This window comes from Streptomyces yamdrokensis, from assembly GCF_053890455.1.
On the sequence record NZ_CM132679.1, the window covers coordinates 2,173,090 to 2,196,915 of the forward strand.

The following is a 23,826-nucleotide window of genomic DNA, read 5'->3' on the forward strand; positions in this document are numbered from 1 at the left end:
GGACGTTGGCGGTGCGGGTGGCCGCTAGGGTGGCTGCGTGTCGTACACAGGGCCCGACTTCGATCCGCCCCGGTCCCGCCGCTCTTGGCGTGGACCGCTGACCGTGGCGCTCGCCGCGCTCGTACCGGGCGCGCTGCTCGGCTGGGCCGTCTACGCGGCCGTGGGCGGGTCGGGCGACGACGGGGACGACGCGAGTGCGTCCGCCGGGGCCTTTGCCCCGGCGACATCCGGTGCACCCTCCGCCGGCGCCTCGCCGTCGGGTGAGCCGGGCGGGACCGGTGGCACGGACGACAGGAAGCCGAGCCCTTCCCCCGACTCCGGCTCCCCGTCCGCGCCCTCCTCCGCGTCCGCGTCCGCGCCTGCCGGGACCGGGCCGCTCAAGGGGAAGGTCGTGGTCATCGACCCCGGGCACAATCCGGGCAATTTCCAGCACACCGCCGAGATCAACCGCCAGGTGCACATCGGGACGAACTCCAAGGAGTGCGACACCACCGGCACGTCGACCGACGACGGTTTCACCGAGGCGAAGTTCAACCTGGACGTCGCCCACCGGATGCGCGCGCTCCTCGAGGAGCAGGGCGCCACGGTGAAGCTGACGCAGGACGACGACCGGCCGTTCGGGCCGTGCATCGACGAGCGGGCGCGGATCGGGAACGAGGCGGGGGCGGATGCCGTCGTGTCGGTCCACGCGGACGGCTCGGGCGCCGGGAACCGCGGTTTCCACGTGATCCTGCCCGGCTCCGTGCACTCCGGCGCCGCCGACACCCGGGCCATCGTCGGGCCGTCCCGCGACCTCGGTGAGCGCATCGCGGGCAACTTCGTACGCGTCACCGGTGACGCTCCGTCCAACTACGTGGGCGGCGGTACCGGTCTCGTCACACGTAAGGACCTGGGCGGTCTCAATCTGTCAACGGTTCCCAAGGTGTTCGTCGAGTGCGGCAACATGCGCGATAGCAAGGACGCGGCACTTCTGACCAGCGGTGCCTGGCGGCAGAAAGCGGCGCAGGGAATCTCCGAGGGAATCGTGAGTTTCCTGCGCGGGTAGGGGGCGGCGCTTTGATCCGGGCGGACAGCCCGATCGTGCGGACGATAGTGTCGTCCTCACGACGAGGGGTCATCCCCGCGCTTCACACCGGGCCCCGAGGGCGACGTGGTGACAGCGACGCCTCTGCTGACGACGAGACGACCGAGAAGGACCTGAAGTGAATATCCGCTCCCTCACTCGAGGCGACGGCGTGGTGATCGGAGCAGCGGTATTGCTGTTCATCGCGTCGTTCCTCGACCTCTACTCGATCGACGGCGCTCCCGACGACATCATCCCGAGCCTGTGGGGCAGTGGCCCGGTCGTGCTCGGTGTCGTGCTGGCGGGCATCATCGGCGCGGCGCTCGTCGTCGTCTCCCGCGGGCTGCCGCAGCCGCCGAAGGCCGCGGGGCTGGACCTCGGCCAGTTCGGGGTCGCGTTCACGGTCTTCGCCGCCTGGAGCGCGCTCGGCAACATCTTCGACCCGGCCGGCGGCGCGAACAACGTCACCACCGGTTCGTCCTCCGACGGGCCCGACTCCGGTATCGGCCTCATCCTGGCCCTCATCGCCACGCTGGTCATGGCCGCCGCCGCGGTGGCCACCCCGCTGGTTCCGGCGCTCAAGGGCGCCCTCGTGCCGGCGGCCCGTCCCGCCGCCCCGCAGCCCTACGGCGCCCAGCCGCCCGGTGGTTACGGCTACCCGGGCGCACAGCAGGCCGGCTTCGGCGGTCAGCCGCAGCCGGGCCAGCCCGGCCCCGGCCAGCCCGGTCAGTCGTTCCCCGGTCAGCAGCCCGGTCAGCCGGCCGCGCCGCCCGCCGGTGACTTCTCGCCGTTCTGGTTCGCGGTGCCGGTGCCCCGGCCGCTGTTCCCGGAGGACGGTTCCCAGACGCCGATCGCCGAACTGGCCCCCGGTACCTGGTACCTGGCCGTCGAGCAGCGCGGCCCGGCCCTCGTCGCCCAGACGCAGGACGGCCGTCGCGGTGTCCTCCAGGACACCTCGGGCATCCAGCGCGGCTGACCCACAGCCCCGCATCCGCGGTACGCGCGGCCCCTCGCCCTTCCGGCGGGGGGCCGTCGTCGTACGACAGGCGCCCGGCCGGTCGTGCGGTCGTGCGGTCGTGCGGTCGTGCGGGTTTCAATCGCGGTTTCGGGGTCAGACGGACACCATGTCCCCACGAAATCGCAGTGGCTCCAACTCCGCAGGAACGGTCGTCGCGGTGATCGCGGACATCATGGCCGGCATTCTCGGACTCTGGATCCTGATGTACCTGTTGGACGCCAACAGGGCCAACGATCTGGTCCAGTTCGTCCATGACGCGGCCAACTGGCTGGCCGGCTGGTCACGCGACCTGTTCACGTTCGACGAGGCGTGGGCCCGGGTCGTCGCCGGTTACGGCCTGGCCGCCGTGGTCTACCTCTTCGTCGGCCACGCCATCGCCAACAGCCTCCGCCGACGCTGACCGGCGCCTCCCGGACCCTCCACCCACGGCCTGCCCGGCCAACGGACGCGTGACCGGGGGGCCCGGGGGCACGCCCCCCGGAGAACACAGCACGTTCGACGAGGCGTGGGCCCGTGCCGTCGCCGGTCACGGCCCGGCCGCCGTGGTCCACCCCTTCGTCGGCCACGCCATCGCCAACAGCCTCCACCGACGCCGAGGGTGGGGGTCTTCACCCGCGGCCGCCGGACCGAGGGCGGCCGCGCCCCGGTCACGCCCGGGTGCAGCAGTCGGGGTCGAGGCCCCTGGGGAGGCGGTCGCCACCGAAGACCGCGCAGGTGGCCTCGTGACCGCCGAGCGCGGCGACGGCCAGCAGCAGTGAGCCGGCCGTCCAGGACGTCAGCTCGACCGGCCAGACCGCCTCGTCGTCGAAGACGTACCCCGTCCAGTACAGGCCGGTCTTTGGATCGCGCAGGTGCTGGATGGACTGGAGTACCTCCAGCGCGCGGTCGGACTCGCCCATCACCCAGAGGGCCAGGGCGAGTTCTGCCGACTCACCGCCGGTCACCCACGGGTTGGGGGCCACGCAGCGCACCCCGAGGCCGGGGACGACGAAGCGGTCCCAGCCCTCCTCGATCCGCTCCTTGGCCTCGGCGTCGGTGAGGGCGCCGCCCAGCACGGGGTAGTACCAGTCCATCGAGTAGCGGCCCTTGTCGAGGAACCGCTCCGGGTGGTGCCGGATCGCGTGACGGAGCGCGCCGGCCGCCAGCTCCCAGTCCGGCTGCGGCTCCTCCCGCTGCTCGGCGATGGCGAGGGCGCAGCGCAGCGCGTGGTGGACGGAGGAGCAGCCGGTGAGCAGCGCGTCCGTGGTGGGCGTGCCGTCGTCGTCGCGCCGCCAGCCGATCTGTCCGCCGGGCCGCTGGAGCCGCAGCACCCATTCCACGGCCGCGTACACGGTGGGCCACAGGCGGTCCAGGAAGGGGTCGTCGCCGGTGGAGAGGTAGTGGTGCCAGACGCCGACGGCGATGTAGGCGACGAAGTTGGTCTCCCGCCCCCGGTCGGTGACGTCGTCCGGGTCCCCGTCGGCGTACGCCGCGTACCAGGATCCGTCCGGCAGCTGGTGCCTGGCCAGCCACAGATAGGCCTGCTCGGCGGCCTCGTGGGCGCCTGCGGCGTCCAGTGCCATCGCGGCCTCGACGTGGTCCCACGGGTCGAGGTGGTGGCCCCTGAACCACGGGACGGCCCCGTCCTCACGCTGCACGGCGAGGATGCCGGCGACGGTCTCGGCGGCCTGCTCGGCGGTGAGGACCCCGGGCAGGACGAGGTGTTCTGTCCGGGGGATCGTCACGAGGCGGCCGTTCCGGCGTCGGCGGCCGTCGTGACGCCGGCGGTGGCGCCGGCGCGCGGCAGGTGCGGCTTGGTCGCGTACACCACGAAGCTCTTGCCCATCACCGGGTTCAGGGTCCGCTCCGCGAGACGGGTCGCCAGCGGCTTCTTCATGATGTCCCAGACCAGCAGCTTGTGGTACGCGCGTACCGGCAGCGCCTTGTCGTTGTCCACGCCGAAGGCGCACTTGAGCCACCAGTACGGCGAGTGCAGCGCGTGCGCGTGGTGGGTGCCGTAGGGGCGCAGGCCGGCCTCGCGCATCCTGGCCAGCAGCTGGTCGGCCCGGTAGATGCGGATGTGGCCGCCCTCGACCTCGTGGTAGGCGTCGGACAGGGCCCAGCACACCTTCTCGGGCCCGTGGCGCGGCACGGTGACCGCGATGCGGCCGCCGGGCCTGAGCACGCGGACCATCTCGGCGAGGACGCCCTTGTCGTCGGGGATGTGCTCCATGACCTCGGAGATGACCACGACGTCGAAGGAGTCGTCGGGGAAGGGCAGGGCGAGGGCGTCGCCCTGCATCGCCGTGGCGGTGGCCCCGGCGGGCGCCTCCCCGGCCTCCTTCATCGCGGCGAACCACTTGGCGACCTCGCGGATCTCCTCGCCGTTTTGGTCCAGCGCCACGACCTGTGCCCCGCGCCGGTAGCACTCGAACGCGTGCCGGCCGGCACCGCATCCGAGGTCCAGGACACGGTCGCCCGGGGCGAGCGGGAACCGGGAGAAGTCGACGGTCAGCACGTGGCCCTGCTTTCACGGTCGGAGGTGACGGATTCTTCTGCGACGGGCGTCCGAGCGGCCCCGGGTGCCGGGCCGGCGGCGGGACCGGCGGCGGCAGGACCGGCCCCGGCGCCCCCGCCCCCGGCACGGGCCATCGCCTCGCGGTAGCGGGCCACCGTGCCTTCGGCCGCGCGGGCCCAGGTGAAGTGCCGCAGCACCCGTTCCCGTCCGGCCGCGCCCAGGCGGGCGCGCAGCTCCGGGTCGCCGAGCAGCCGGTTCAGTCCGACGGCCAGCGCATCTGGGTCGCCGGGCGGGACGGCCAGGCAGGTCTCGCCGTCGCGGCCGGCGACCTCCGGGATCGCGCCGCCGGTCGTGGCGAGCAGCGGGGTGCCGGTGGCCATGGCCTCGGCGGCGGGCAGCGAGAAGCCCTCGTACAGCGACGGTACGCAGGCGACCTGGGCGGAGCGCACGAGGTCGACCAGTTCCGCGTCCGAGATGCCCTTGACGAACTCGACGGCGTCGCCGAGCCCGTGCCGCTCCACGGCCTGCGCGACGGGCCCCTTGGAGGGACGCTTGCCGACGACGACCAGGTGCGCCCCGGGCTGTTCGGCACGGACCTCCGCCAGCGCCTCGACGAGGAAGACCAGGCCCTTGAGCGGCACGTCCGCGCTGGACGTCGTCACGATCCGGCCCGGTACGACGGGCACCGACGCGTCCGGCGAGAACAGGTCGGTGTCGGCACCGATGTGGACGACGTGGATGCGGTCCCGCCGTACGCCCAGATGGTCGACGATCTCGTCGCGGGAGGTGCCGGAGACGGTGAGCACGGAGGGCAGACGGCGGGCGACCCGCTTCTGCATGGTGGTGAACGCGTACCAGCGGCGCACCGACGCACGCCGGCGCATGCTTCCCGCCGCGTCCAGTTCCAGCCGCCGGTCGACGGTGATGGGGTGGTGGATCGTGGTCACCAGGGGCGCGCCGACGTCGCCGAGCAGGCCGTAGCCGAGTGTCTGGTTGTCGTGGACGACGTCGAAGTCGCCGCGCCGGGCCCGCAGGTGGCGGCGGGCGCGCAGCGAGAAGGTCAGCGGTTCGGGGAAGCCGCCGGTCCACATCGTGGAGACCTCGAGCGCGTCGATCCAGTCGCGGTACTCGCCGCGGCCGGGGGTGCGGAAGGGGTCCGGCTGGCGGTAGAGGTCGAGGCTGGGCAGCTCGGTCAGGCTCAGCCCGTCGTAGCCCTCGTCGAGGACGGGGTAGGGCTGGGCGCCGATGACCTCGACCCGGTGTCCGAGGCGGGCGAGCTCACGGGAGAGGTGACGGACGTAGACGCCCTGCCCGCCGCAGAACGGGTTCCCCTTGTAGGTGAGGAGCGCGATGCGGAGCGGTCGCAAGTCATCGGAGGCCGGGCCCTGCGAGAGCCCGGTCCGACTGGCCTCAGCGGTCACTCTGGGCCCCCTTCTCCCTGCATGGTCCCGCGACTGTACGTCGGGACGCTAACCTAGAACAAGTTACAGAGTTGATCGTTCCAAGGCTCCGAATCTACCGGCAGGTAAGGACGCGGCGAGCAGTGGATCAGGTGATTCACGCCACGGCGGGATGCGTGCCATGCTGTCCGATCATCAACCCTCACCGACAGTCACGGAACGGGGCCCATGCCTGCGGAAGCCCTCAGGGACAAGGCGGCCGAGGCGGCGGAGCCGGATGAACCGGCCGGGACCCACAAGGCGAACAAGGCGGCGAAGATGGAAGCCGGCACCACTCGAACCTCCCCTGCCTCACCCCTGACCGAGCAGCAGGAGGCGCGCAGGCGCCGCATCCTGCGCGCGAGCGCCCAGCTGGCCGGCCGGGGCGGTTTCGACGCGGTGCAGATGCGCGAGGTCGCGGAGTCCTCGCAGGTGGCGCTGGGCACGCTGTACCGGTACTTCCCGTCCAAGATCCATCTGCTGGTGGCCACGATGCAGGACCAGCTGGAGCACATGCACGGCACCCTGCGGAAGAGGCCGCCGGCGGGCGAGACGGCCGCCGAACGGGTCGCCGAGACCCTGATGCGGGCCTTTCGCGCGCTCCAGCGCGAGCCGCAGCTGGCCGACGCGATGGTGCGCGCCCTGACCTTCGCGGACCGCAGCGTGAGTCCGGAGGTCGACCAGGTCTCCCGTCAGACGACGATGATCATCCTGGACTCCATGGGCCTCGAGGACCCCACGCCCGAGCAGCTCTCGGCGGTCCGCGTCATCGAGCACACCTGGCACTCGGCACTCATCACCTGGCTGTCGGGGCGGGCCTCCATCGCCCAGGTCAAGATCGACATAGAGACGGTGTGCCGTCTGATCGACCTGACGGCAGCGAAGGACTCCCACTGAGGGCGTCGAAACTTTCGACGCCGGACCGACGCGCCCGCCTTCGCACCACACCCGTCATCCTTCGGCCATACGCACTCCAGTTGCGCGCGAACGGTTGACCGCCCCTCCGTTCGTTCATATCGTCTGCGCTGCCATTCGGAATTCATTCCGAAACATTCGAACGTCCAGCGCGGACTTCGGACGCCTGGGCACGCAGAGCGAGCACGGCAGCGGACGAACCCCGCACGCCCGCACATCCGCACCACTACGGCACCCCCACCGGAGAAGGGATGACATGCGCATGATCAGAATCGGAGTCCGAGGCGCGAGGGCCGGGGCGGCCAGAGGCCCCCTGGCCGTCGCCGCGACCGCGCTGCTCACCGTGACCGCGCTCGTGGCGCTCCCCCAGAGCACCGCGCACGCCGCCGACACCCTGGGCGCGGCGGCGGCCGAGAAGGGCCGCTACTTCGGTGCCGCGGTCGCCGCGAACCACCTGGGCGAGGCGCAGTACGTCAACACGCTCAACACCGAGTTCAACTCGGTGACGGCCGAGAACGAGATGAAGTGGGACGCCCTCGAGCCCAGCCGCGGCTCGTTCAGCTTCGGCAACGCCGACCGCATCGTGAACCACGCCCAGAGCCGGGGCATGGCGGTCCGCGGGCACACCCTGGTGTGGCACTCCCAGCTGCCCGGCTGGGTCTCCGGCCTCGGCGCCTCCGAGCTGCGCTCGGCGATGAACAACCACATCAACCAGGTCATGGCGCACTACCGGGGCAAGATCCACTCCTGGGACGTGGTCAACGAGGCCTTCCAGGACGGAAACAGCGGCGCCCGGCGCAGCTCGCCCTTCCAGGACAGGCTCGGCAACGGCTTCATCGAGGAGGCCTTCCGCACCGCCCGCGCGGCCGACCCGAACGCCAAGCTCTGCTACAACGACTACAACACCGACGGCATCAACGCGAAGAGCAACGCGGTCTACAACATGGTCCGGGACTTCAAGTCCCGCGGCGTGCCCATCGACTGCGTCGGTTTCCAGTCCCACTTCAACAGCGCCTCCCCGGTCCCGTCCGACTACCGGGCCAACCTCCAGCGCTTCGCCGACCTCGGCGTGGACGTGCAGATCACCGAGCTGGACATCGAGGGCTCGGGCGCGGCCCAGGCCACCAGTTACGGCAACGCCGTCACGGCCTGCCTCGCGGTGGCACGGTGCACCGGCATCACGGTGTGGGGCATCCCGGACAAGTACTCCTGGAGGTCGGGCGGAACACCCCTGCTGTTCGACGACAACTACAACAAGAAGCCCGCCTACCACGCGGTGCTGAGCGCCCTCGGCGGCTCCGACGGCGGGGGCGGCGACCCCGGCAACCCGGGTGCGGGCTGCACCGCCGTCTACAGCAGGGCGGAGGCGTGGGGTGACCGCTTCAACGGCAGGGTGACCATCACCGCGGGCAGTTCGGCGATCCGCGACTGGTCGGTGAACGTCACGGTGACGTCCCCGCAGAAGGTCTCCGCCACCTGGAACGGCTCACCCAGCTGGGACAGCAGCGGCAACGTGATGACGATGCGGCCCAACGGCAACGGTTCGCTGGCGGCCGGGGCGTCGACCAGCTTCGGGTTCACCGTCATGACGAACGGCAACACGGCACCACCGAGCGTCGGCGCCTGCACCGCGTCCTGACCGCCCCCTCCCGGCACCACAGGCACCACAGGCACCACGGAGGGACCCACCGGCCCGCCCCGCGACCCACGGGGCGGGCCGGTGGCGTACGCGGCGGTGTGAGCGGTGACCTACGCCGCCGGTGATCTCGGCCGCCTCCTTCAGGCCACCCCTGACCGCTTTCCTACGGGCGGGTACAGTGGCGACGTCGTCATCACACCCGTACGGGGGGAAGCCGGTGCAATTCCGGCGCTGACCCTTCCCCAAGTCTCGGCTTCGCTCGACCCGGGGAGACCCCTGTCGTGAGCCGTCCCCCGAGGCGGTGAGCCGGAATGCCCCGGGCGGAACGTGACCGGCTCACGCGTCCGGCGGTCCGCCGGTGCGCGGCACCGTCGAGGTATACGGAGCCGAGCCGCCGGGGTGTCCCGTGCTGCCCGGCTCCCCCACAGGGAGAGGCACCCGCCGATCATGAACGTCCGCAGCAGCGCAGCGGCCCTGGCCGCCGTCGCCGTGATCGGCGCCGCCGCACCGGCCTCCGCCGACTCGTCCCCGTCCCCCTCGCCGTCCCGGCAGGCCCTGCCCTCCGCCCTGTACGGGCAGGGCGACCCGCAGTACGACGGCGTGTGGCGCCAGTCGCTGGCCCTGCTCGCCCAGGACACGGTGGGCGTCGAGCCGCCGAAGGCGGCCGTCGACTGGCTGACCGGCCAGCAGTGCGCCGACGGCTCCTTCGCCCCGTTCCGCGCCGACCCCGGCACGGCGTGCGACGCCAGGACCATGGTCGACACCAACCAGACCGCCGCCGCCGTACAGGCCCTCGCCGCGCTCGGCGGGCACGACGCCGTCACCGGCAGGGCCGTCGGCTGGCTGAGGTCCGTGCAGAACGAGGACGGCGGCTGGGGCTACACGGCGGGCGGGGCCAGCGACGCCAACTCCACGTCCGTCGTGATCGGCGCGCTCGCCGCGTCGGGCGAGAAGCCGGCCGAGGTGGTCAAGGACGGCAAGTCCCCCTACGACGCGCTGCTGAAGCTGGCCATACCGTGCGGCACCAAGGGAGCGGGCAAGGACGACGGCGCGGGTGCCTTCGCCTTCCAGCCGGACAAGAAGGGCGGTCTGATCGCCAACGCCGACGCCACCGCGGCGGGCGTGACCGGCTCCCTCGGCGCGGGCCTCGTGGTCGGGCCCGACGCGGACAAGGCGTCGGACGAGGCGGACGAGACCGCGTGCGAGAAGGCCGGGACGCCCGAACAGGCCGCCGCCAACGGTGCCGCGTACCTCACGGAGGCGCTCGCCGCGGACGGTCACCTCGTCTCCGCGCTCCCCGGCGCCGAGGACCAGCCGGACTACGGCAACACCGCCGACGCGGTGGTCGCGCTCGCGGCGCAGGGCGCCACCGGGCCCGCCGCGAAGTCCGCGGCCTGGCTGGAGGAGAACGCCGCCGACTGGGCCGCCGGGAGCGGCCCCGCCGCCTACGCCCAGCTGATCTTCGCCGCCCACGCGACCGGCACCGACCCGCGCGCCTTCGGCGGCACGGACCTGGTGAAGCAGCTGACCGCCACCGGGCCCGCCGCGCAGGCGGCCGACACCTCCGGCACGCAGGGCGAAAAGGACGCGAAGGACGAGCAGGAGAAGGACGACTCGGGTTCCGGGTCCGGCGTCTGGTGGGTTCTCGGCGCCCTCCTGGCCGCCGGTGCCGTCGTGGCCTTCCTGGTGAACGGCCGGAAGAAGAGGCAGCAGCCGTGATCCGCCGGTCCCGCCGGGCCGGCGCGGCCGGCGTCCTGCTCCTGGCCGCGCTCCCGCTCCTGCCGGCGGGCGCGGGCCAGGCGCACGCCGCCGGGTACCGGTACTGGTCGTTCTGGGACCTCGACGGCGGCACCTGGACGTACGCCACCCAGGGGCCGTCCGTCGCCCGCCCCGCCGACGGCGACGTCCAGGGCTTGCGCTTCGCGGTCAGCGAGGAGTCCGGCGACTCGGCGCAGCCCCGGGGCGCCGCCGACTTCGCCGGCATCTGCGCGCAGACCCCGGCCAAGGAGGGCAGCAAGCGGGTGGCCCTCGTCATCGACTTCGGTACGGCCGACGACGCCCCGTCCGGCGAGACCCCGCCCGCGCACCGCACCGCCTGCGCACGCGTCGCCCCGGACGCCAGTACGGCCGAGGCCCTGGCCTCCGTCGCCGAGCCCCTGCGCTACGACGCCGGCGCCCTGTTGTGCGCCATCGCCGGATACCCGCGGCGGGGGTGCGGGGAGCAGGTGTCGGGCACGGACGGGCCGGCGACCGGCAAGGAGACCGAGGACGGGCCCAAGGGCGAGTCCGGGAAGACCGGCTCCCCGGACTCCTCCGCCTCCGAGGACGGCGGTGGCCCGTCCCTCGGTCTCGTCGCCGGAACCGCCGTGGTGGCGCTGCTCGGGGCGGCGGCCTTCCGGCAGGTACGCCGCCGTGGCTGAGCCCGGCGGCAGCCTGCCACGGGAACACACTGCCTTTGCCCCCGCCCCCCGCCGCCGGCAGGGCACCCCCCTGCACCCCGGGGCGTGGTGGCTGTGGGCGCTGGCCCTCGGGGTCGCCGCGACCCGCACCACCAACCCGCTGCTGCTCGCCCTGCTGGTCACGGTCTCCGCGTACGTCGTGGCCGTCCGCCGGCCGAACGCCCCCTGGGCCCGTTCGTACGGCGCGTTCGTCAAGCTGGCGCTGGCCGTGATCGTCGTCCGGCTGCTCTTCGCGATCGTCCTCGGCTCCCCCGTCCCCGGTACGCACGTCCTCGTCGATCTGCCCGAAGTCCCGCTCCCCGACTGGGCGCAGGGCATCCGCCTGGGCGGCCGGGTCACGGCCGAGGCGCTGGCGTTCGCCCTGTACGACGGCCTGAAGCTGGCCACGCTGCTCATCTGCGTCGGCGCCGCGAACGCCCTCGCCAACCCGTCGCGCCTGCTGAAGTCCCTGCCCGGCGCGCTGTACGAGATGGGCGTGGCCGTGGTCGTGGCACTGACCTTCGCGCCGAGTCTGATCACGGACGTCCAGCGGCTGCGCGCCGCCCGTCGGCTGCGGGGCCGTCCCGACCGCGGGGTCCGGGGCCTGCTCCAGGTCGGACTCCCGGTGCTGGAGGGCGCGTTGGAGCGTTCGGTCGCGCTCGCCGCCGCGATGGACGCCCGCGGCTACGGCCGTACGGCACAGGTCCCGGCCGGGGTCCGGCGCACCACCGCCGCCCTCACCCTCGGCGGGCTGCTCGGCGTCTGCGCGGGTACGTACGGGCTGCTCACCGCCGAAGGCGCCGCGTACGGAGTCCCCGTGCTGCTCGCCGGTCTGGCGGCCGCGCTCGCGGGGCTGTGGCTGGGCGGCCGGCGTTGTGTGCGCACCCGGTACCGTCCTGACCGCTGGGACACCCGCGCGTGGCTGGTCGCCGGCTGCGGTACGGCGGTCGCGGCGCTGCTGGCCCTCGCCGCCGTACGCGATCCGGCGGCCCTGCACCCCGGCGTGGTGCCGCTGGTCGCGCCCACGCTGCCCCTGTGGCCGGCGGCGGCCGTGCTCGTCGGCCTGCTCCCCGCCTTCGTCACCCCCGCCCCCGAGGACACCACCGGCAAGGAGCCGTCGTGATCCGCTTCGAGAACGTCTCCGTGACGTACGACGGCTCCCCCGAACCCTCCGTGCGGGGCGTCGACTTCGAGATCCCGGAGGGCGAACTCGTCCTGCTCGCCGGGCCGTCCGGGGTCGGCAAGTCCACGGTTCTGGGCGCGGTCAGCGGCCTCGTCCCGCACTTCACGGGCGGCACCCTGCGCGGCAGGGTCACGGTGGCCGGCCGCGACACCCGTACGCACAAGCCGCGCGAACTCGCCGACGTGGTGGGGACCGTGGGCCAGGATCCGTTGTCGCACTTCGTGACGGACCTCGTCGAGGACGAACTCGCCTACGGCATGGAGTCGTTGGGCCTGCCCCCGGACGTGATGCGCCGTCGCGTCGAGGAGACGCTGGACCTGCTGGGGCTGGCCGGCCTGCGCGAGAGCCCCATCTCCACGCTCTCCGGCGGCCAGCAGCAGCGCGTCGCCATCGGCTCGGTCCTCACCCCGCACCCCCGGGTGCTGGTCCTCGACGAGCCGACGTCCGCGCTGGATCCGGCGGCGGCCGAGGAGGTCCTCGCGGTGCTCCAGCGTCTGGTCCACGATCTCGGCACCACCGTCCTCATGGCCGAGCACCGTCTGGAACGCGTCGTCCAGTACGCCGACCGCCTCGTGCTGCTGCCGGGACCGGGCGAGCCCCCGCTGCTCGGTACCCCGGCGGAGGTGATGGCGGTGTCGTCGGTGTTCCCGCCGGTGGTGGCCCTGGGCCGGCTCGCCGGCTGGTCCCCGCTCCCGCTGACCGTACGCGACGCCCGCCGCCGCGCGACCCCGCTGCGCGAGCGCCTCGCGGAGGCGGAGGCGGTGGCGGTGGCGGAAGCGGAGGCCGCGACGGCACCGGCAGCGGCACCGGCCACCGTCCGGGAATCCCCGGCAGCCCCCACCGCCTCCACCGCACCCTCCGCCACCCGCAGGACCTCCCTCTCCCTGTTCACCCGGAAGCGGTCGGGTACAGCAGCCCCGGTCGCCCCCGCCCCCACCCACGTGGCCGAGGTCCGCGCCCTGGCCGTTCGCCGGGGCGGCGTCCGGGCGCTGCGCCACGTCGATCTGACGGTCGCCCCCGGCGAGACGATCGCGCTCATGGGCCGCAACGGGGCAGGCAAGTCCACGCTGCTCGGCGCGCTGGTCGGGCTCGTGGAACCGTCCGCCGGTTCGGTCCGCACCGGTGACGCCGTGCCGCACCGCACCCGCCCCCGCGACCTGGTGCGCCGGGTGGGACTCGTCCCGCAGGAGCCGCGGGACCTGCTGTACGCGGACACGGTGGCCGCGGAGTGCGCCGCCGCCGACCGGGACGCGGAGGCGGAGGCGGGCACCTGCCGCGCCCTGCTGTCCGAACTGCTGCCCGGCGTCGCGGACGACAGCCACCCGCGCGACCTGTCCGAGGGCCAGCGACTGACCCTCGCCCTGGCGGTCGTCCTCACCGCCCGTCCACCGCTGCTCCTCCTCGACGAGCCGACCCGCGGCCTGGACTACGCGGCGAAGGCCCGCCTGGTGTCCGTCCTGCGCGGGCTGGCCGCCGAGGGGCACGCGATCGTCCTGGCCACGCACGACGTGGAGCTGGCGGCGGAACTCGCCCACCGGGTCGTCCTCCTCGCCGAGGGCGAGGTCATCGCCGACGGTCCGGCGGCCGAGGTGGTCGTCGCGTCACCGTCCTTCGCCCCGCAGGTGGCGAAGATCCTGGCCCCGCAGCACTGGCTCACGGTCTCCCAGGTCCGGGAGGCCCTGTCATGACACCCGCACCCACCCCGGCCACGGGCGAGACCGCCCCGGCCACCGGGACCGCCACCGGCACCTCCACCGGCGCCCAGCGCCAGGCGCGGGCCGTCCGCCTGGGCCCACGTTCGCTGGCGGCGCTGGCCCTGGTGAGCGCGGTGGGCGTGGCGGCGTTCGGCTGGCCCTTCCTGGCCCCGCCCGCCTCCACCCTCAACGCCCACGCGCAGGACGCGCCGTGGCTTTTCGCGGGGCTGCTCGTACTGCTGGTCGGGGTGGTGGCGGCGACGATCTCGGAGTCGGGCCTGGGTCCGAAGGCGGTGGCGATGCTGGGCGTCCTGGCGGCGACGGGCGCGGCGTTGCGCCCCATCGGCGCGGGAACCGCGGGCCTGGAACCCATGTTCTTCCTGATGGTCCTCAGTGGCCGGGTCCTCGGGCCGGGCTTCGGCTTCGTGCTCGGTTCGGTGACGATGTTCGCGTCCGCGCTGCTCACGGGCGGGGTGGGCCCGTGGCTCCCGTTCCAGATGCTGGCGATGGGGTGGTTCACGATGGGCGCGGGCCTGCTCCCGGGCCCGGACCGGCTGCGGGGCCGGGCGGAGCTGTGCGTACTCGCCGTCTACGGCTTCCTGGCGGCCTTCGCCTACGGCACGGTGATGAACATGGCGGGCTGGCCCTTCATGGCCGCCCTCGCCTCGGACATCTCCTTCGACCCGGACGCGTCGGTCCCCGCCAACCTGGCCCGTTTCCTGGCGTACTGCCTGGCCACGTCGCTGGGCTGGGACCTGGGCCGGGCCCTGCTCACCGTCGTCCTGGCCCTGACCCTGGGCGCCCCGGTCCTCCGCGCCCTGCGCCGCGCCACCCGCAGAGCGGCTTTCGAGACGCCGGTCACCTTCACCACCCACCCCTGAGTGGCCCCGCGCACGCCGACAGTGACGCAGCTGACGGCCCGTCGTGAGGCGCCCCACATGACCCGGGTCACATACGAAGCGGGGTCGTAGCCCCCGCATCCTCCCCGGCCCCTCGCCCGTCGCCCCCGACCTGCGCGGATGGCCGCCGACCGCGGAACCGCGTTTCCCTTGAATGCGACCAGGAGTAGTAAAAGGGACCTTTGCGGACAAACACCGGAAGCTGTTTCTGTGGAGCAGTCGCCAGGCGCCGACGTGCCCCCCACGGGCCGCGGCGCCGCCGTGTGCCCCGCCCCACGCACCCCAGGTGTTCGGGCACCGGGTCCACGACGACGCCCTGTACCCGAAGAAAGGCTCCACGTGTCCGCCGTTTCCATCCTCCGCACCGTCGCCGCCCCGAAGAAGGCCGCCGCCGGCGCCGCCCTCGCCGCCGCCGCCTGCGGCACGCTGATCGCCGCCGCCCCCGCGCAGGCAGCCACCACGGGCTCGGCCCAGGCGACCGCGCAGTCGATGATCGGTGACTCCGCGCAGTACCAGTGCTTCTCGAACATCGTCCAGCACGAGAGCGGCTGGAACCCGACCGCCACCAACGCCTCCAGCGGCGCCTACGGCCTGGTCCAGGCCCTGCCCGCCTCGAAGATGGCGTCGGCCGGCTCGGACTGGAAGACCAACCCCGCCACCCAGATCTCCTGGGGCCTCGGCTACATGAACGAGCGCTACGGCAGCCCGTGCGCCGCCTGGGACTTCTGGCAGGCCAACAACTGGTACTGACCGACCCGGGCACCACCCCGGCACCACCCGCATGACCCCGGCACCACCCCACAGACCGAAAGCGGCGGCCCCCAGATCCCCGGGACCGCCGCTTTCGCCATGCCCGGGGCCGAAGCCGCGCCCGCGCATGCAGCGCCGTGCCACTACTTCCGGGCCGGCTCCTCCTGTACGGGTGGCGTGGGGGCGGGGCCCGGTGGCTTCGCGTCCGTGGCGTCCGCGGACCTCGGCGCAGGCGGAGTCCCGGTGACTGCGGTGGCGGCCGTCACCACCCGTGCCCGCGGCCCCTGCAGGAGGTACGTCAGGCCGAAGCCGGCCACGACGACGAGGGCGCCGCCCACCGCGTCCAGGACCCAGTGGTTGCCGGTGGCGACGATCGCGGCGACGGTGAACAGGGGGTGGAGCAGGCCGAGCGCCTTCATCCACATCCTGGGAGCGATGACCGCGATGACCAGGCCGCACCACAGGGACCAGCCGAAGTGCAGGGACGGCATCGCCGCGTACTGGTTGGTGAGGGCGGTGAGGGTGCCGTAGTCCGGCTTGGAGAAGTCCTGCACGCCGTGCACGGTGTCGATGATCCCGAGGTTCGGCATCAGGCGCGGCGGGGCCAGCGGGTAGAGCCAGAAGCCGAGCAGGGCCAGCAGCGTGGTGAAGCCCAGGCTCGCGCGCGCCCAGCGGTAGTCGACGGGGCGCCGCCAGTACAGCAGGCCGAGGACGGTGAGCGGGACGGCGAAGTGGAACGACGTGTAGTAGAAGTCGAAGAAGTCCCGCAGCCAGCCGATCTGCACGACGGCGTGGTTGACCGCGTACTCGATGTCCAGGTGGAGCACACGCTCGAGGTCGAGGATCTGCCCGGCGTGCTCCTCCGCGCGCTCCCGGCCGCCGGTCGCCGCGAGCCGCACCTTGGAGTAGGCGGCGTAGGTGACCCGGATCAGCAGCAGTTCCAGCAGGAGGTTGGGGCGGGTCAGGACCCGGCGCAGGAACGGCAGCAGCGGAACGTACCGCAAGCGGGTGGGGACGGGGTCGGCGTACCGGGTCGGGACGGGCTCCCGGAAGTGCGGCGAGGTGCGCGACAGGAACGGGATCACCGTGGCGGCGGCGAGCGCGGCGAGCAGGACGATGTTGTCGCGGACGGGGTGGAGGGCCGCCATGTTCGGCAGGATCATGGGGGCGGGCAGCGTCATCACCAGGACGACGGCGACGGGCCACACCAGCCGGTCGGAGGCACGTCTGCCGACCGTGCCGACGACGGTGAGCAGCACCCACAGCAACTGGTGCTGCCACGCGGTCGGGGAGACGGCGATGGCGGCGCATCCGGTGATCGCGACGGCCAGCAGCAGCTGGCCGTCGCGGGCGTGGCGCACCGCGCGGCGCAGGCCGAGGGTGGCGACGGCCGCGCCGATCAGCAGGAAGAGGCCGATCTCCAGGGGGCCCTCGACGCCCAGGCGGAGCAGGGCGCCGTGCAGGGACTGGTTGGCGAGGTCGTCGGCCCGGCCTCCGAGTCCGACGCCCGCCATGTGGTGCACCCAGTAGGTGTACGAGTCCCGGGGCAGCGCGGCCCAGGCGAGCACGGTGCCCGTGGCGAAGGTGATGCCGGACGCGGCGGCGGCCCGGCGGCGGCCGGTGAACCACAGCAGCGGGGCGAAGAGCAGCAGGGTCGGCTGGAGGGCGGCGGCGACACCGATCAGGATGCCGCCGGCCCGCTGTCCGCGGGCGACGAAGCAGCCCAGCAGGACGAGGAGGACCGGGATGATGCTGGTCTGCCCGAGCCACAGGGTGTTGCGCACCGGCAGGGACAGTATGAGCAGGCTGACCGCGACCGGCGCGGCCAGCAGCGCGGTGCGGCGGCCGACCGGCTGGGGCAGGGCGCGGGCGGCGATCAGGCCCAGCGCGACGACCAGCAGCAGCGTGCCGAAGGTCCAGCCCCAGCCGAGCGCTTGTTCAGCCGATCGGGTGAGGGGTTTGAGGACGAGCCCACCGAACGGCGTGCCGGTGAAACGGGTCGATTCGTAGAGCGAGCCGCTGACCTGCAGCACGCCGTCGTCTCCGAACCAGGTCTCGAGGTCCGTGAGCCGCTCCCCGCGCGGGGTGGTCAGGACGGCGGCGACCTGGCGCACGGCGAGGACGGCGGCGAGCAGCCACAGTCCGAGTCGTACCGTGTGCAGGCGTGTTCCGGTGTCGCCGACGGCCGTGGCCGGGAAGGCCTCCGCCGGTCGCCCCCTGTGTTCCGCGTTTGCCACGCCTCGTCGGCCTCCCGCCCCATTGGTCCCCCGCGTCCGCGCGTGAGGATCCCCCTGCGAACCCTATGAGGCTCGCACCGCCCCCGGAAGAGACGCAGGCAACCCCCGATTCACCTGACGTCCGTCCCTCTTTGGTCCGGCTTTAGTCCGGATGACGATAGACGGAGGGGTTCGGGTTACTCCCCGGGGTGCGAGATGGATCACATGACGGGCCGAAGACGTACCGTCACCCGCATGACCGGTCGGACGAACCGGCTGGTCCGGCCGGCCGGCCGGCCAAAGAACGAGACGAAGGACGAAGGTGTGGGCACATGAGCGAGTCACAGCTCTGGCACCAGGTGGACGACTACTTCGCCGCCCTCCTCCCGCCTGAGGACGAAGCCCTGACGGCCGCCCTGCGGGACAGCGAGGCCGCCGGCCTCCCGCCCATCGCCGTCACCCCCGCCCTGGGCAGGTTCCTCCAGCTCCTCGCCCAGGTGCAGGGCGCCCGGCGCATCCTGGAGATCGGCACCCTCGGCGGCTACAGCACTCTCTGGATGGCCCGTGCCCTGCCGGCCGACGGGCGGCTGATCTCCCTGGAGTACGACCCGCTCCACGCCGAGGTCGCCACCCGCAGCATCGCGCGCGCGGGCCTGGACGGGCTCGTCGAGGTACGCGTCGGCCCGGCGCTGGAGTCACTGCCCCGGCTGGCCGACGAGCACCCGCCCCCGTTCGACCTGGTCTTCGTCGACGCCGACAAGGCCAACAACCCGCACTACCTGGAGTGGGCCCTGAAACTCACCCGCGCGGGCAGCCTGATCGTCCTCGACAACGTCGTCCGGGGCGGCCGGGTGATCGACCGGGACAGCACCGACCCGGACGTGCTGGGCATCCGCGCCGCCCTCGACCTGATCGCCGGCCACCCGAGGCTGAGCGGTACGGCGATCCAGACGGTCGGCGCCAAGGGGTACGACGGCTTCGCCCTGGCGCGGGTTCTGGAGTGAGCCGTCCCGAGGCGGTCCCTCGCAGAACCCTCGCGGAGCCGGCCGGCCTCACACCTCGTGGTAGAAGCCCACGTTGACGCTGCGCGGGGCCGCGCGGTCCAGGATGACGACCTCGCCGTCGCCTCCCCTGGGCAGCGCGACGCTGCCGCCGTAGGCGACCGGGTGGACCTGGCCCCCGATGGTCAGCCGGACCTCGCAGGACGGCTCGGGGAGCGAACCGCGCAGCCAGCTCAGGTACCAGGTGCCGTCCTGGGCGCACTGGAACTCCAGGTGGACCCTGGAGACGAACAGCCAGTCGTCCGGCGTGGAGAGACGGCACACCGACCTGTCCCGGCCCACCCTCAGCACGGCACCCGGCTCGGTCGGCGCGTCGGCCATGAGCATGCCGGCCGTGGCCCCCGAGTCAGCCGACGACACCGTGGCCATGGTGAGTTCGAGCACGTGCGCTCCTCCTGAGACGTTCCGGCGGGCCGGCGGTAGCCCCGCAACGGCCGAAACGGCCTGGCGCGGTGGCCAAAGGACCCGCTGTCGCCGCATGATAAAACGCCCGGCTCCCTCCCGTCCGTCCGTTCGGCGGGCACAACGGCCTCATGACCGGGCGGAAGCCGCCGGACGTCGATTTCGAGGGAGGCCGAGGACGCCCTGGAGGCGGCCTTCGCGGCCCCCTCGGAGCGGATCGTGCGGAAGGTCCTCACGGAGGTCGACACCAGGATCCGCGACATGACGTACAAGCCGCCGCCCGGCGCTCCCGCCACTGCCGTACGACGTCGAGGACGTCGTACGGCAGTGGCGGGAGCGCCGGGCGGGTGCGGACGGGCCGGAGCCCGGGGATGCCTGACGGCGGCCCCGGGCGCTGAGCCGTTCAGGCGCGCAGGAGCCGGTCCGCCAGTTCGCGGTAGTCCCGCAGGGCCAGGCGCAGTTGCTCGGTGCCGGTCTCCGCGGCGTTCGGGCCCTCGCCGATCTCCTCGGTCTGCCAGGACCGGCGCAGGGTACGGCGCCGCTCGGTGACCGCGTCCGTGAAGCGGGCGGCGAGTTCCTCCAGCAGGCGGTCGGCCTCCTCGACGGAGTCCCTCGGGGCGTCCACGAAACCGGCCACGGCGTGCTGCAGTTGCGCGGAGAGCTCGTCGCCCTCGTCGAGCGGGAGCAGACCGGGGCCGTGCGCCGCGCCGGGGGCGCGGTCGCCGTCGTGACGGCCGGCCGGCGACGTGTGCGTGTCCGGCGTGCCGCCGGTCCGCGGGCGGTCGGCGGCCGGAGAGTCCGCGCCCTCCCGGGCGGGCGGCACTGTGCCGGTGTCCTCGCGGAGGCCCGGGGTGTCGGCTCGGGCGCCCTTCTCGTAGGCGTCACGGCGGGGGTCGCCGTGGAGGTCCTGACCGTGGAGGTCCTGGGGGAGGTCCCCGTGGACGCCGTCACGGGTCCCGTGGGCGGGCGTGGGGGCGGTGGGGGTGGTGGGGGTGGTGGTGCGGGGCGTTCCGGTCAGCGGGTCGCCGCCGGGGCGCCGGGTCCTGTCGGTCATCTCGTTCAGCTCTCCTTCGCCTGTCGCCGGTGGAGCAATGAGGGCGTGTGGGGGCGGCCGCGTTCGGCCGTTCCGGCGCGGTGGCCGTCCGGGCCGCCATGGTGGTCTCCGCCGTCGTGGCGGGAGGGCCGCACCAGGTCGTCGAAGAGGGCGCGGGCCTCGACCATGGCCTCGCGCATCTCCTCGGTGCCCGCGCCGCCTTCGTGTGCGCCGTTCACGCGGGCCTGCGCGACCCGGTGCACGCGCCGGTAGCCGTCGACGTGGTGGGCGTGGTGCACGGACAGCGCGGCGAGCTGCTCCTCGTACTGTCCGCCGCCGGGGAAGCCCCGGGCGGCGGCGAGGTCGGCGAGCAGGCGGTCCGCCTCGGCGACCGCCTCCCGCGGCGACTCGACGAACTGCTCCTGCGCGGCCGTCCAGCCCGCCTCGTACCGCTCCCGTTCGGCGGGCTCCAGCGGTCGTGTCCGCAGGTCGCCGTGGAGCTGTACGCGCTGGGCCAGTTCACGTTCGGCGGCCTCGGCGTCCCCGTCGTGCCGGGCGACGGCCCGGTCGTACTCGGGGCCGAAGCGCCGCTTCAGGTTCGCGCCGTGACGTGGGCCACGGGCGCGCAGAATCAGTACGGCCGCCGCGACGACAACGACCGCCACAATCACGATCAACGCAATGATCAGGCCAGTGGACATGGATGCCTTCCGGTATGTCGGCCAACCGGCACTCCTGGCGCGCCGGTTCTCCGTTCGTGTTGCCCGAGGAGCCGCCCGCAAACAGGGGTTGCGGGCCCGGTGCCGGAGGAGCGGAGAATGCGGTCATGGTCTGGACCGTCGCCCCCGAGCTCCCCGGCTCCCCCGTCGCCGCCGCGCTCTGGCGGGCGTACTACACCGAGGTGAGCGACCGCTGGTACCTGCTGCACGAGGGGCGCCGGACCGACCCGGCGGAGCTGGAGCGCGAGATCGCCGCGGAGTCGGGCGCCGACCTGGCTTTGCCGCGCGGGCGTCTGCTGGTCGCGCGGTACGGGGGCGAGGCGGCGGGCAGCGCGGGGGTCCGGCTGCTGGACGGTGCGACCGCCGAACTCACCCGGGTCTTCCTGTACCGGGAGATGCGGGGCAAGGGTGGTGCGGCGCTCCTGGTGCGGGCCGCCGAGGACGCGGCCCGCACGTCGGGGGCCGCCCGGCTGGTCCTGGACACGCGCGGCGACCTGGTGGAGGCCCGCGCCCTGTACACCCGGCTCGGCTTCACCGAGACGCGACCGCACAACAGCGAACCGACCGCGGAGCACTGGTTCACCAAGCAACTCGGCTGAACGGGCGGCCGGGTGAACGGGCGGCCGGGTGAACGGGCGGTCCGGGTGTCCCCGCTCCGGCTCAGCCGACCGGCGCACCCGGGTGCCCGCCGCGCGTACCGCCCGGACGCTCGCCGTCGCCGTGCGGGCGTTCCCCGCGCGATCCGCCCAGCTCCCCCGACAACTCGTGCACCAGCTGGACCAGATCGGTCGGCCGCTCCGGCCCCCACCAGTCGCCGAGCAGTTCGGCCAGGGACTCCTCCCGGGCCCGCGCCAGCTTCTCGACGACCTCGAAACCTTCGTCGGTCAGGACGAGGCCGAGGCCCTCGCGCCGGGCGAGGTGCCGCACCTCGGCCTGGCGGGCGGCCTCCAGGACGACGCCGAGCGGGACGGGGCTGCGCTCGGCGAGCAGGGCCGGTTCCACCGAGCCGTGCCTCCTGATCCGCAGCAGCAGCCAGCTCGTGGCGGGCAGCAGGTCGTAGCCCGCGCGGACGGTGGTCCTGCGGTAGATGTCGCGCCGGCCCTCGCGGGTGCCGAGCAGGGACAGCGCGCGGCACACCTCGTCGTACGAGGAGCGCTCCACCGGGTTGCTGGCCAGTGTCTCGGTGCCGTCGGGCGCGGTGACCGAGGCGCGCAGCTTGTCCTCCTTGAGGAACCAGGCCAGGACGAACCCGGCGAGGACGACGGGAACGGCGTACAGGAAGACGTCGGTGATGGAGGAGGCGTACGCGTGGACGGCCTCCGGGCGCAGGGCGGCCGGCAGGTCCGCGATGCCCCGCGGGTCGGACTCCAGCGCGTCGGCGGAGACGCCGGGCGGGAGCTGGGCGCCGCGGAAGGCGGCGGTGAGTCTGTCGTCGAGACCGTTCGTGAAGATCATGCCGAAGACGGCGACGCCGAAGGAGGCGCCGATGGAGCGGAAGAAGGTCGCGCCGGAGGTGGCGACGCCGAGGTCCTGGTAGGAGACGGCGTTCTGCACGATCAGTACCAGGACCTGGATCACCAGGCCGAGCCCCAGGCCGAAGACGAAGAAGAAGGCGCTCATCACGAGGGTGGGGCTGTTCTCGTCGAGCTGGTGGAGCAGCAGCAGGCCGACGGTGATGAGACCGGTGCCGGCGATCGGGAACACCTTCCAGCGGCCGGTACGGCTGACGACCTGTCCGGAGGCGGTCGAGGCCAGCAGCGTTCCGGCCACCATCGGCAGCATGTGCACACCGGACATGGTCGGGCTGGTGCCTTGGACCACTTGGAGGAACGTCGGCAGATAGACGCTCGTGCCGAACATGGCGAAGCCGACGATGAAGCTGATCACGGCGGTGAGCGTGAAGGTGCGGATCCGGAACAGCCCCAGCGGCAGCACCGGTTCGACGGCCCGGCGTTCCACGGCCACGAACGCGACGGTGAGGACGGCGCCCAGTACCGCGAGGCCGATGATCTGCGGCGAGCCCCAGGCCCAGGTGGTGCCGCCGAGGGAGGCGACCAGCACCAGGCAGGTCGCGACGGAGGCGATGAGGAAGGTGCCGAGGTAGTCGATGACGTGCCGGGTCGACCTGCGCGGGATGTGCAGCACGGTGGCGATGACGGCGAGGGCCACGATCCCGAGGGGCAGGTTGATGTAGAACACCCAGCGCCAGCTCAGGTGCTCGGTGAACAGTCCGCCGAGCAGCGGCCCGAGGACGCTCGTCGTGCCGAAGACCGCGCCGAACATGCCCTGGTACCTGCCCCGTTCACGGGGCGGGACGAGGTCGCCGACGATCGCCATGGACAGCACGATCAGTCCGCCGCCGCCCAGCCCCTGGAGCGCGCGGAAGCCGATCAGCTGGGCCATGTCCTGCGCCGTGCCGCACAGCGCGGACCCCACCAGGAAGATGACGATGGCGGCCTGGAACAGCCGCTTGCGGCCGTACTGGTCGCCGAGCTTGCCCCACAGCGGGGTCACGGCGGTGGAGGCCAGCAGGTACGCGGTGACCACCCAGGACAGATGCTCCAGGCCGCCCAGTTCACTGACGATGGTGGGCAGCGCGGTGGCCACGATGGTCTGGTCGAGGGCGGCGAGCAGCAGGCCGAGGAGCAGGGCGCTCATCGAGACGACGACGTTGCGGGACACCTGCTCGGGGGGGCCGCCGGAACCACCCGGACCTCCTGGCCCCCCCGGGCCGCCGGGGCCGCCGGGGCCTTTCGGACCGATGCCAAAGGCCGGTGGTCCGGAACCGGCGTCGGGCGAGGGCCGCGTGCTGCCCGCCCTCTCCGCCCCGCCGTGCGCGTGCCCGGACATGACCACCTCC

21 protein-coding genes and 1 pseudogene are annotated in these 23,826 nt (G+C 73.3%); 14 read left to right on the forward strand and 8 right to left on the reverse strand.

Annotation, left to right across the window (positions count from 1 at the left end):
- The first annotated feature begins 37 nt into the window (after nucleotides 1-37).
- From ACWZEH_RS09145 to ACWZEH_RS09155, 3 genes are all read left to right on the forward strand, one after another.
- Nucleotides 38-1,045, forward strand: a complete 1,008-nt coding sequence (locus ACWZEH_RS09145; protein WP_456197281.1) for an N-acetylmuramoyl-L-alanine amidase — start codon at nucleotides 38-40, stop codon at nucleotides 1,043-1,045.
- 157 nt (nucleotides 1,046-1,202) lie between these two features.
- The gene (locus ACWZEH_RS09150) at nucleotides 1,203-2,039 is read left to right on the forward strand and encodes a hypothetical protein (protein WP_456197283.1); all 837 of its coding nucleotides are present in this window, start codon (nucleotides 1,203-1,205) and stop codon (nucleotides 2,037-2,039) included.
- Nucleotides 2,040-2,187: 148 nt separating this feature from the next.
- The gene (locus tag ACWZEH_RS09155) at nucleotides 2,188-2,481 is read left to right on the forward strand and encodes a hypothetical protein (RefSeq protein WP_456197284.1); all 294 of its coding nucleotides are present in this window, start codon (nucleotides 2,188-2,190) and stop codon (nucleotides 2,479-2,481) included.
- Nucleotides 2,482-2,728: 247 nt separating this feature from the next.
- Here the strand turns inward: ACWZEH_RS09155 and ACWZEH_RS09160 are convergent, their stop codons facing one another.
- From ACWZEH_RS09160 to ACWZEH_RS09170, 3 genes are read right to left on the reverse strand one after another with little or no spacing between them, the layout of a single operon-like run.
- On the reverse strand, nucleotides 2,729-3,805 hold the full coding sequence (locus ACWZEH_RS09160; RefSeq protein ID WP_456197286.1) for a prenyltransferase: 1,077 nt from the start codon (nucleotides 3,803-3,805) through the stop codon (nucleotides 2,729-2,731).
- Nucleotides 3,802-4,578 (reverse strand): class I SAM-dependent methyltransferase, encoded by a 777-nt coding sequence (locus ACWZEH_RS09165; protein WP_456197288.1) that lies wholly within the window; start codon nucleotides 4,576-4,578, stop codon nucleotides 3,802-3,804. The genes ACWZEH_RS09160 and ACWZEH_RS09165 overlap by 4 nt, the downstream gene beginning before the upstream one ends.
- Nucleotides 4,572-5,999 carry a glycosyltransferase family 4 protein gene (locus ACWZEH_RS09170; RefSeq protein ID WP_456197290.1) on the reverse strand — a complete coding sequence of 476 codons (1,428 nt, stop codon included), beginning with the start codon at nucleotides 5,997-5,999 and terminating at the stop codon, nucleotides 4,572-4,574. Before ACWZEH_RS09170 ends, ACWZEH_RS09165 begins: the two co-directional genes overlap by 7 nt.
- Nucleotides 6,000-6,296: 297 nt before the next feature.
- Here ACWZEH_RS09170 and ACWZEH_RS09175 point away from each other — a divergent pair, with 297 nt between their 5' ends.
- From ACWZEH_RS09175 to ACWZEH_RS09210, 8 genes are all read left to right on the forward strand, one after another.
- Complete coding sequence (locus ACWZEH_RS09175; RefSeq protein ID WP_456199515.1) at nucleotides 6,297-6,914, forward strand: TetR family transcriptional regulator; 618 nt, start codon at nucleotides 6,297-6,299, stop codon at nucleotides 6,912-6,914.
- A gap of 274 nt (nucleotides 6,915-7,188) precedes the next feature.
- Complete coding sequence (locus ACWZEH_RS09180) at nucleotides 7,189-8,571, forward strand: glycoside hydrolase family 10 protein (protein WP_456197291.1); 1,383 nt, start codon at nucleotides 7,189-7,191, stop codon at nucleotides 8,569-8,571.
- Between the two features lie 447 nt (nucleotides 8,572-9,018).
- Nucleotides 9,019-10,290 carry a prenyltransferase/squalene oxidase repeat-containing protein gene (locus tag ACWZEH_RS09185; RefSeq protein ID WP_456197293.1) on the forward strand — a complete coding sequence of 424 codons (1,272 nt, stop codon included), beginning with the start codon at nucleotides 9,019-9,021 and terminating at the stop codon, nucleotides 10,288-10,290.
- Nucleotides 10,287-10,991, forward strand: coding sequence for an SCO2322 family protein (locus ACWZEH_RS09190; RefSeq protein WP_456197294.1), 705 nt, complete (start codon nucleotides 10,287-10,289; stop codon nucleotides 10,989-10,991). Before ACWZEH_RS09185 ends, ACWZEH_RS09190 begins: the two co-directional genes overlap by 4 nt.
- A gap of 13 nt (nucleotides 10,992-11,004) precedes the next feature.
- Nucleotides 11,005-12,132 (forward strand): energy-coupling factor transporter transmembrane component T, encoded by a 1,128-nt coding sequence (locus ACWZEH_RS09195; protein WP_456199517.1) that lies wholly within the window; start codon nucleotides 11,005-11,007, stop codon nucleotides 12,130-12,132.
- Complete coding sequence (locus tag ACWZEH_RS09200; protein ID WP_456197296.1) at nucleotides 12,129-13,880, forward strand: ABC transporter ATP-binding protein; 1,752 nt, start codon at nucleotides 12,129-12,131, stop codon at nucleotides 13,878-13,880. Before ACWZEH_RS09195 ends, ACWZEH_RS09200 begins: the two co-directional genes overlap by 4 nt.
- Nucleotides 13,877-14,767 carry an ECF transporter S component gene (locus tag ACWZEH_RS09205; RefSeq protein ID WP_456197298.1) on the forward strand — a complete coding sequence of 297 codons (891 nt, stop codon included), beginning with the start codon at nucleotides 13,877-13,879 and terminating at the stop codon, nucleotides 14,765-14,767. The genes ACWZEH_RS09200 and ACWZEH_RS09205 overlap by 4 nt, the downstream gene beginning before the upstream one ends.
- A 357-nt stretch (nucleotides 14,768-15,124) precedes the next feature.
- Nucleotides 15,125-15,535 (forward strand): aggregation-promoting factor C-terminal-like domain-containing protein, encoded by a 411-nt coding sequence (locus ACWZEH_RS09210; protein ID WP_456197300.1) that lies wholly within the window; start codon nucleotides 15,125-15,127, stop codon nucleotides 15,533-15,535.
- A 143-nt stretch (nucleotides 15,536-15,678) separates the two neighbouring features.
- Here ACWZEH_RS09210 and ACWZEH_RS09215 read toward each other — a convergent pair whose 3' ends face one another.
- On the reverse strand, nucleotides 15,679-17,772 hold the full coding sequence (locus ACWZEH_RS09215; protein ID WP_456197302.1) for a bifunctional glycosyltransferase 87/phosphatase PAP2 family protein: 2,094 nt from the start codon (nucleotides 17,770-17,772) through the stop codon (nucleotides 15,679-15,681).
- Between the two features lie 311 nt (nucleotides 17,773-18,083).
- Between ACWZEH_RS09215 and ACWZEH_RS09220 the strand changes: the two genes are divergently transcribed.
- Nucleotides 18,084-18,755 carry an O-methyltransferase gene (locus tag ACWZEH_RS09220; RefSeq protein ID WP_456197304.1) on the forward strand — a complete coding sequence of 224 codons (672 nt, stop codon included), beginning with the start codon at nucleotides 18,084-18,086 and terminating at the stop codon, nucleotides 18,753-18,755.
- Nucleotides 18,756-18,803: 48 nt separating this feature from the next.
- On the opposite strand, the gene ACWZEH_RS09225 is transcribed toward ACWZEH_RS09220, so the two are convergent.
- Nucleotides 18,804-19,196, reverse strand: coding sequence for an FHA domain-containing protein (locus ACWZEH_RS09225; RefSeq protein ID WP_456197305.1), 393 nt, complete (start codon nucleotides 19,194-19,196; stop codon nucleotides 18,804-18,806).
- Nucleotides 19,197-19,370: 174 nt separating this feature from the next.
- Between ACWZEH_RS09225 and ACWZEH_RS09230 the strand changes: the two are divergent.
- A pseudogene (locus ACWZEH_RS09230) lies at nucleotides 19,371-19,593 on the forward strand (DnaJ family domain-containing protein); the annotation flags it as partial.
- A 24-nt stretch (nucleotides 19,594-19,617) separates the two neighbouring features.
- On the opposite strand, the gene ACWZEH_RS09235 reads toward ACWZEH_RS09230, so the two are convergent.
- Together ACWZEH_RS09235 and ACWZEH_RS09240 are read right to left on the reverse strand one after the other, a co-directional pair.
- On the reverse strand, nucleotides 19,618-20,268 hold the full coding sequence (locus ACWZEH_RS09235) for a hypothetical protein (RefSeq protein WP_456197307.1): 651 nt from the start codon (nucleotides 20,266-20,268) through the stop codon (nucleotides 19,618-19,620).
- Nucleotides 20,269-20,273: 5 nt separating this feature from the next.
- Complete coding sequence (locus ACWZEH_RS09240; protein WP_456197309.1) at nucleotides 20,274-20,948, reverse strand: hypothetical protein; 675 nt, start codon at nucleotides 20,946-20,948, stop codon at nucleotides 20,274-20,276.
- Between the two features lie 125 nt (nucleotides 20,949-21,073).
- Here ACWZEH_RS09240 and ACWZEH_RS09245 point away from each other — a divergent pair, with 125 nt between their 5' ends.
- On the forward strand, nucleotides 21,074-21,565 hold the full coding sequence (locus tag ACWZEH_RS09245; protein WP_456197311.1) for a GNAT family N-acetyltransferase: 492 nt from the start codon (nucleotides 21,074-21,076) through the stop codon (nucleotides 21,563-21,565).
- Nucleotides 21,566-21,626: 61 nt separating this feature from the next.
- Here ACWZEH_RS09245 and ACWZEH_RS09250 read toward each other — a convergent pair whose 3' ends face one another.
- Nucleotides 21,627-23,816 carry a DHA2 family efflux MFS transporter permease subunit gene (locus ACWZEH_RS09250; protein WP_456197313.1) on the reverse strand — a complete coding sequence of 730 codons (2,190 nt, stop codon included), beginning with the start codon at nucleotides 23,814-23,816 and terminating at the stop codon, nucleotides 21,627-21,629.
- Nucleotides 23,817-23,826 lie beyond the last annotated feature (10 nt).

What these genes read in the sequence shown, in the direction of transcription:
- ACWZEH_RS09155 (WP_456197284.1), top strand. Translation starts at nt 2,188, where the DNA reads ATGTCCCCACGAAATCGCAGTGGCTCCAACTCCGCAGGAACGGTCGTC.
- ACWZEH_RS09175 (WP_456199515.1), top strand. Translation starts at nt 6,297, where the DNA reads ATGGAAGCCGGCACCACTCGAACCTCCCCTGCCTCACCCCTGACCGAG.
- ACWZEH_RS09180 (WP_456197291.1), top strand. Translation starts at nt 7,189, where the DNA reads ATGCGCATGATCAGAATCGGAGTCCGAGGCGCGAGGGCCGGGGCGGCC.
- ACWZEH_RS09185 (WP_456197293.1), top strand. Translation starts at nt 9,019, where the DNA reads ATGAACGTCCGCAGCAGCGCAGCGGCCCTGGCCGCCGTCGCCGTGATC.
- ACWZEH_RS09205 (WP_456197298.1), top strand. Translation starts at nt 13,877, where the DNA reads ATGACACCCGCACCCACCCCGGCCACGGGCGAGACCGCCCCGGCCACC.
- ACWZEH_RS09220 (WP_456197304.1), top strand. Translation starts at nt 18,084, where the DNA reads ATGAGCGAGTCACAGCTCTGGCACCAGGTGGACGACTACTTCGCCGCC.
- ACWZEH_RS09235 (WP_456197307.1), bottom strand. Translation starts at nt 20,268, where the DNA reads ATGACCGACAGGACCCGGCGCCCCGGCGGCGACCCGCTGACCGGAACG.
- ACWZEH_RS09240 (WP_456197309.1), bottom strand. Translation starts at nt 20,948, where the DNA reads ATGTCCACTGGCCTGATCATTGCGTTGATCGTGATTGTGGCGGTCGTT.
- ACWZEH_RS09245 (WP_456197311.1), top strand. Translation starts at nt 21,074, where the DNA reads ATGGTCTGGACCGTCGCCCCCGAGCTCCCCGGCTCCCCCGTCGCCGCC.
- ACWZEH_RS09250 (WP_456197313.1), bottom strand. Translation starts at nt 23,816, where the DNA reads ATGTCCGGGCACGCGCACGGCGGGGCGGAGAGGGCGGGCAGCACGCGG.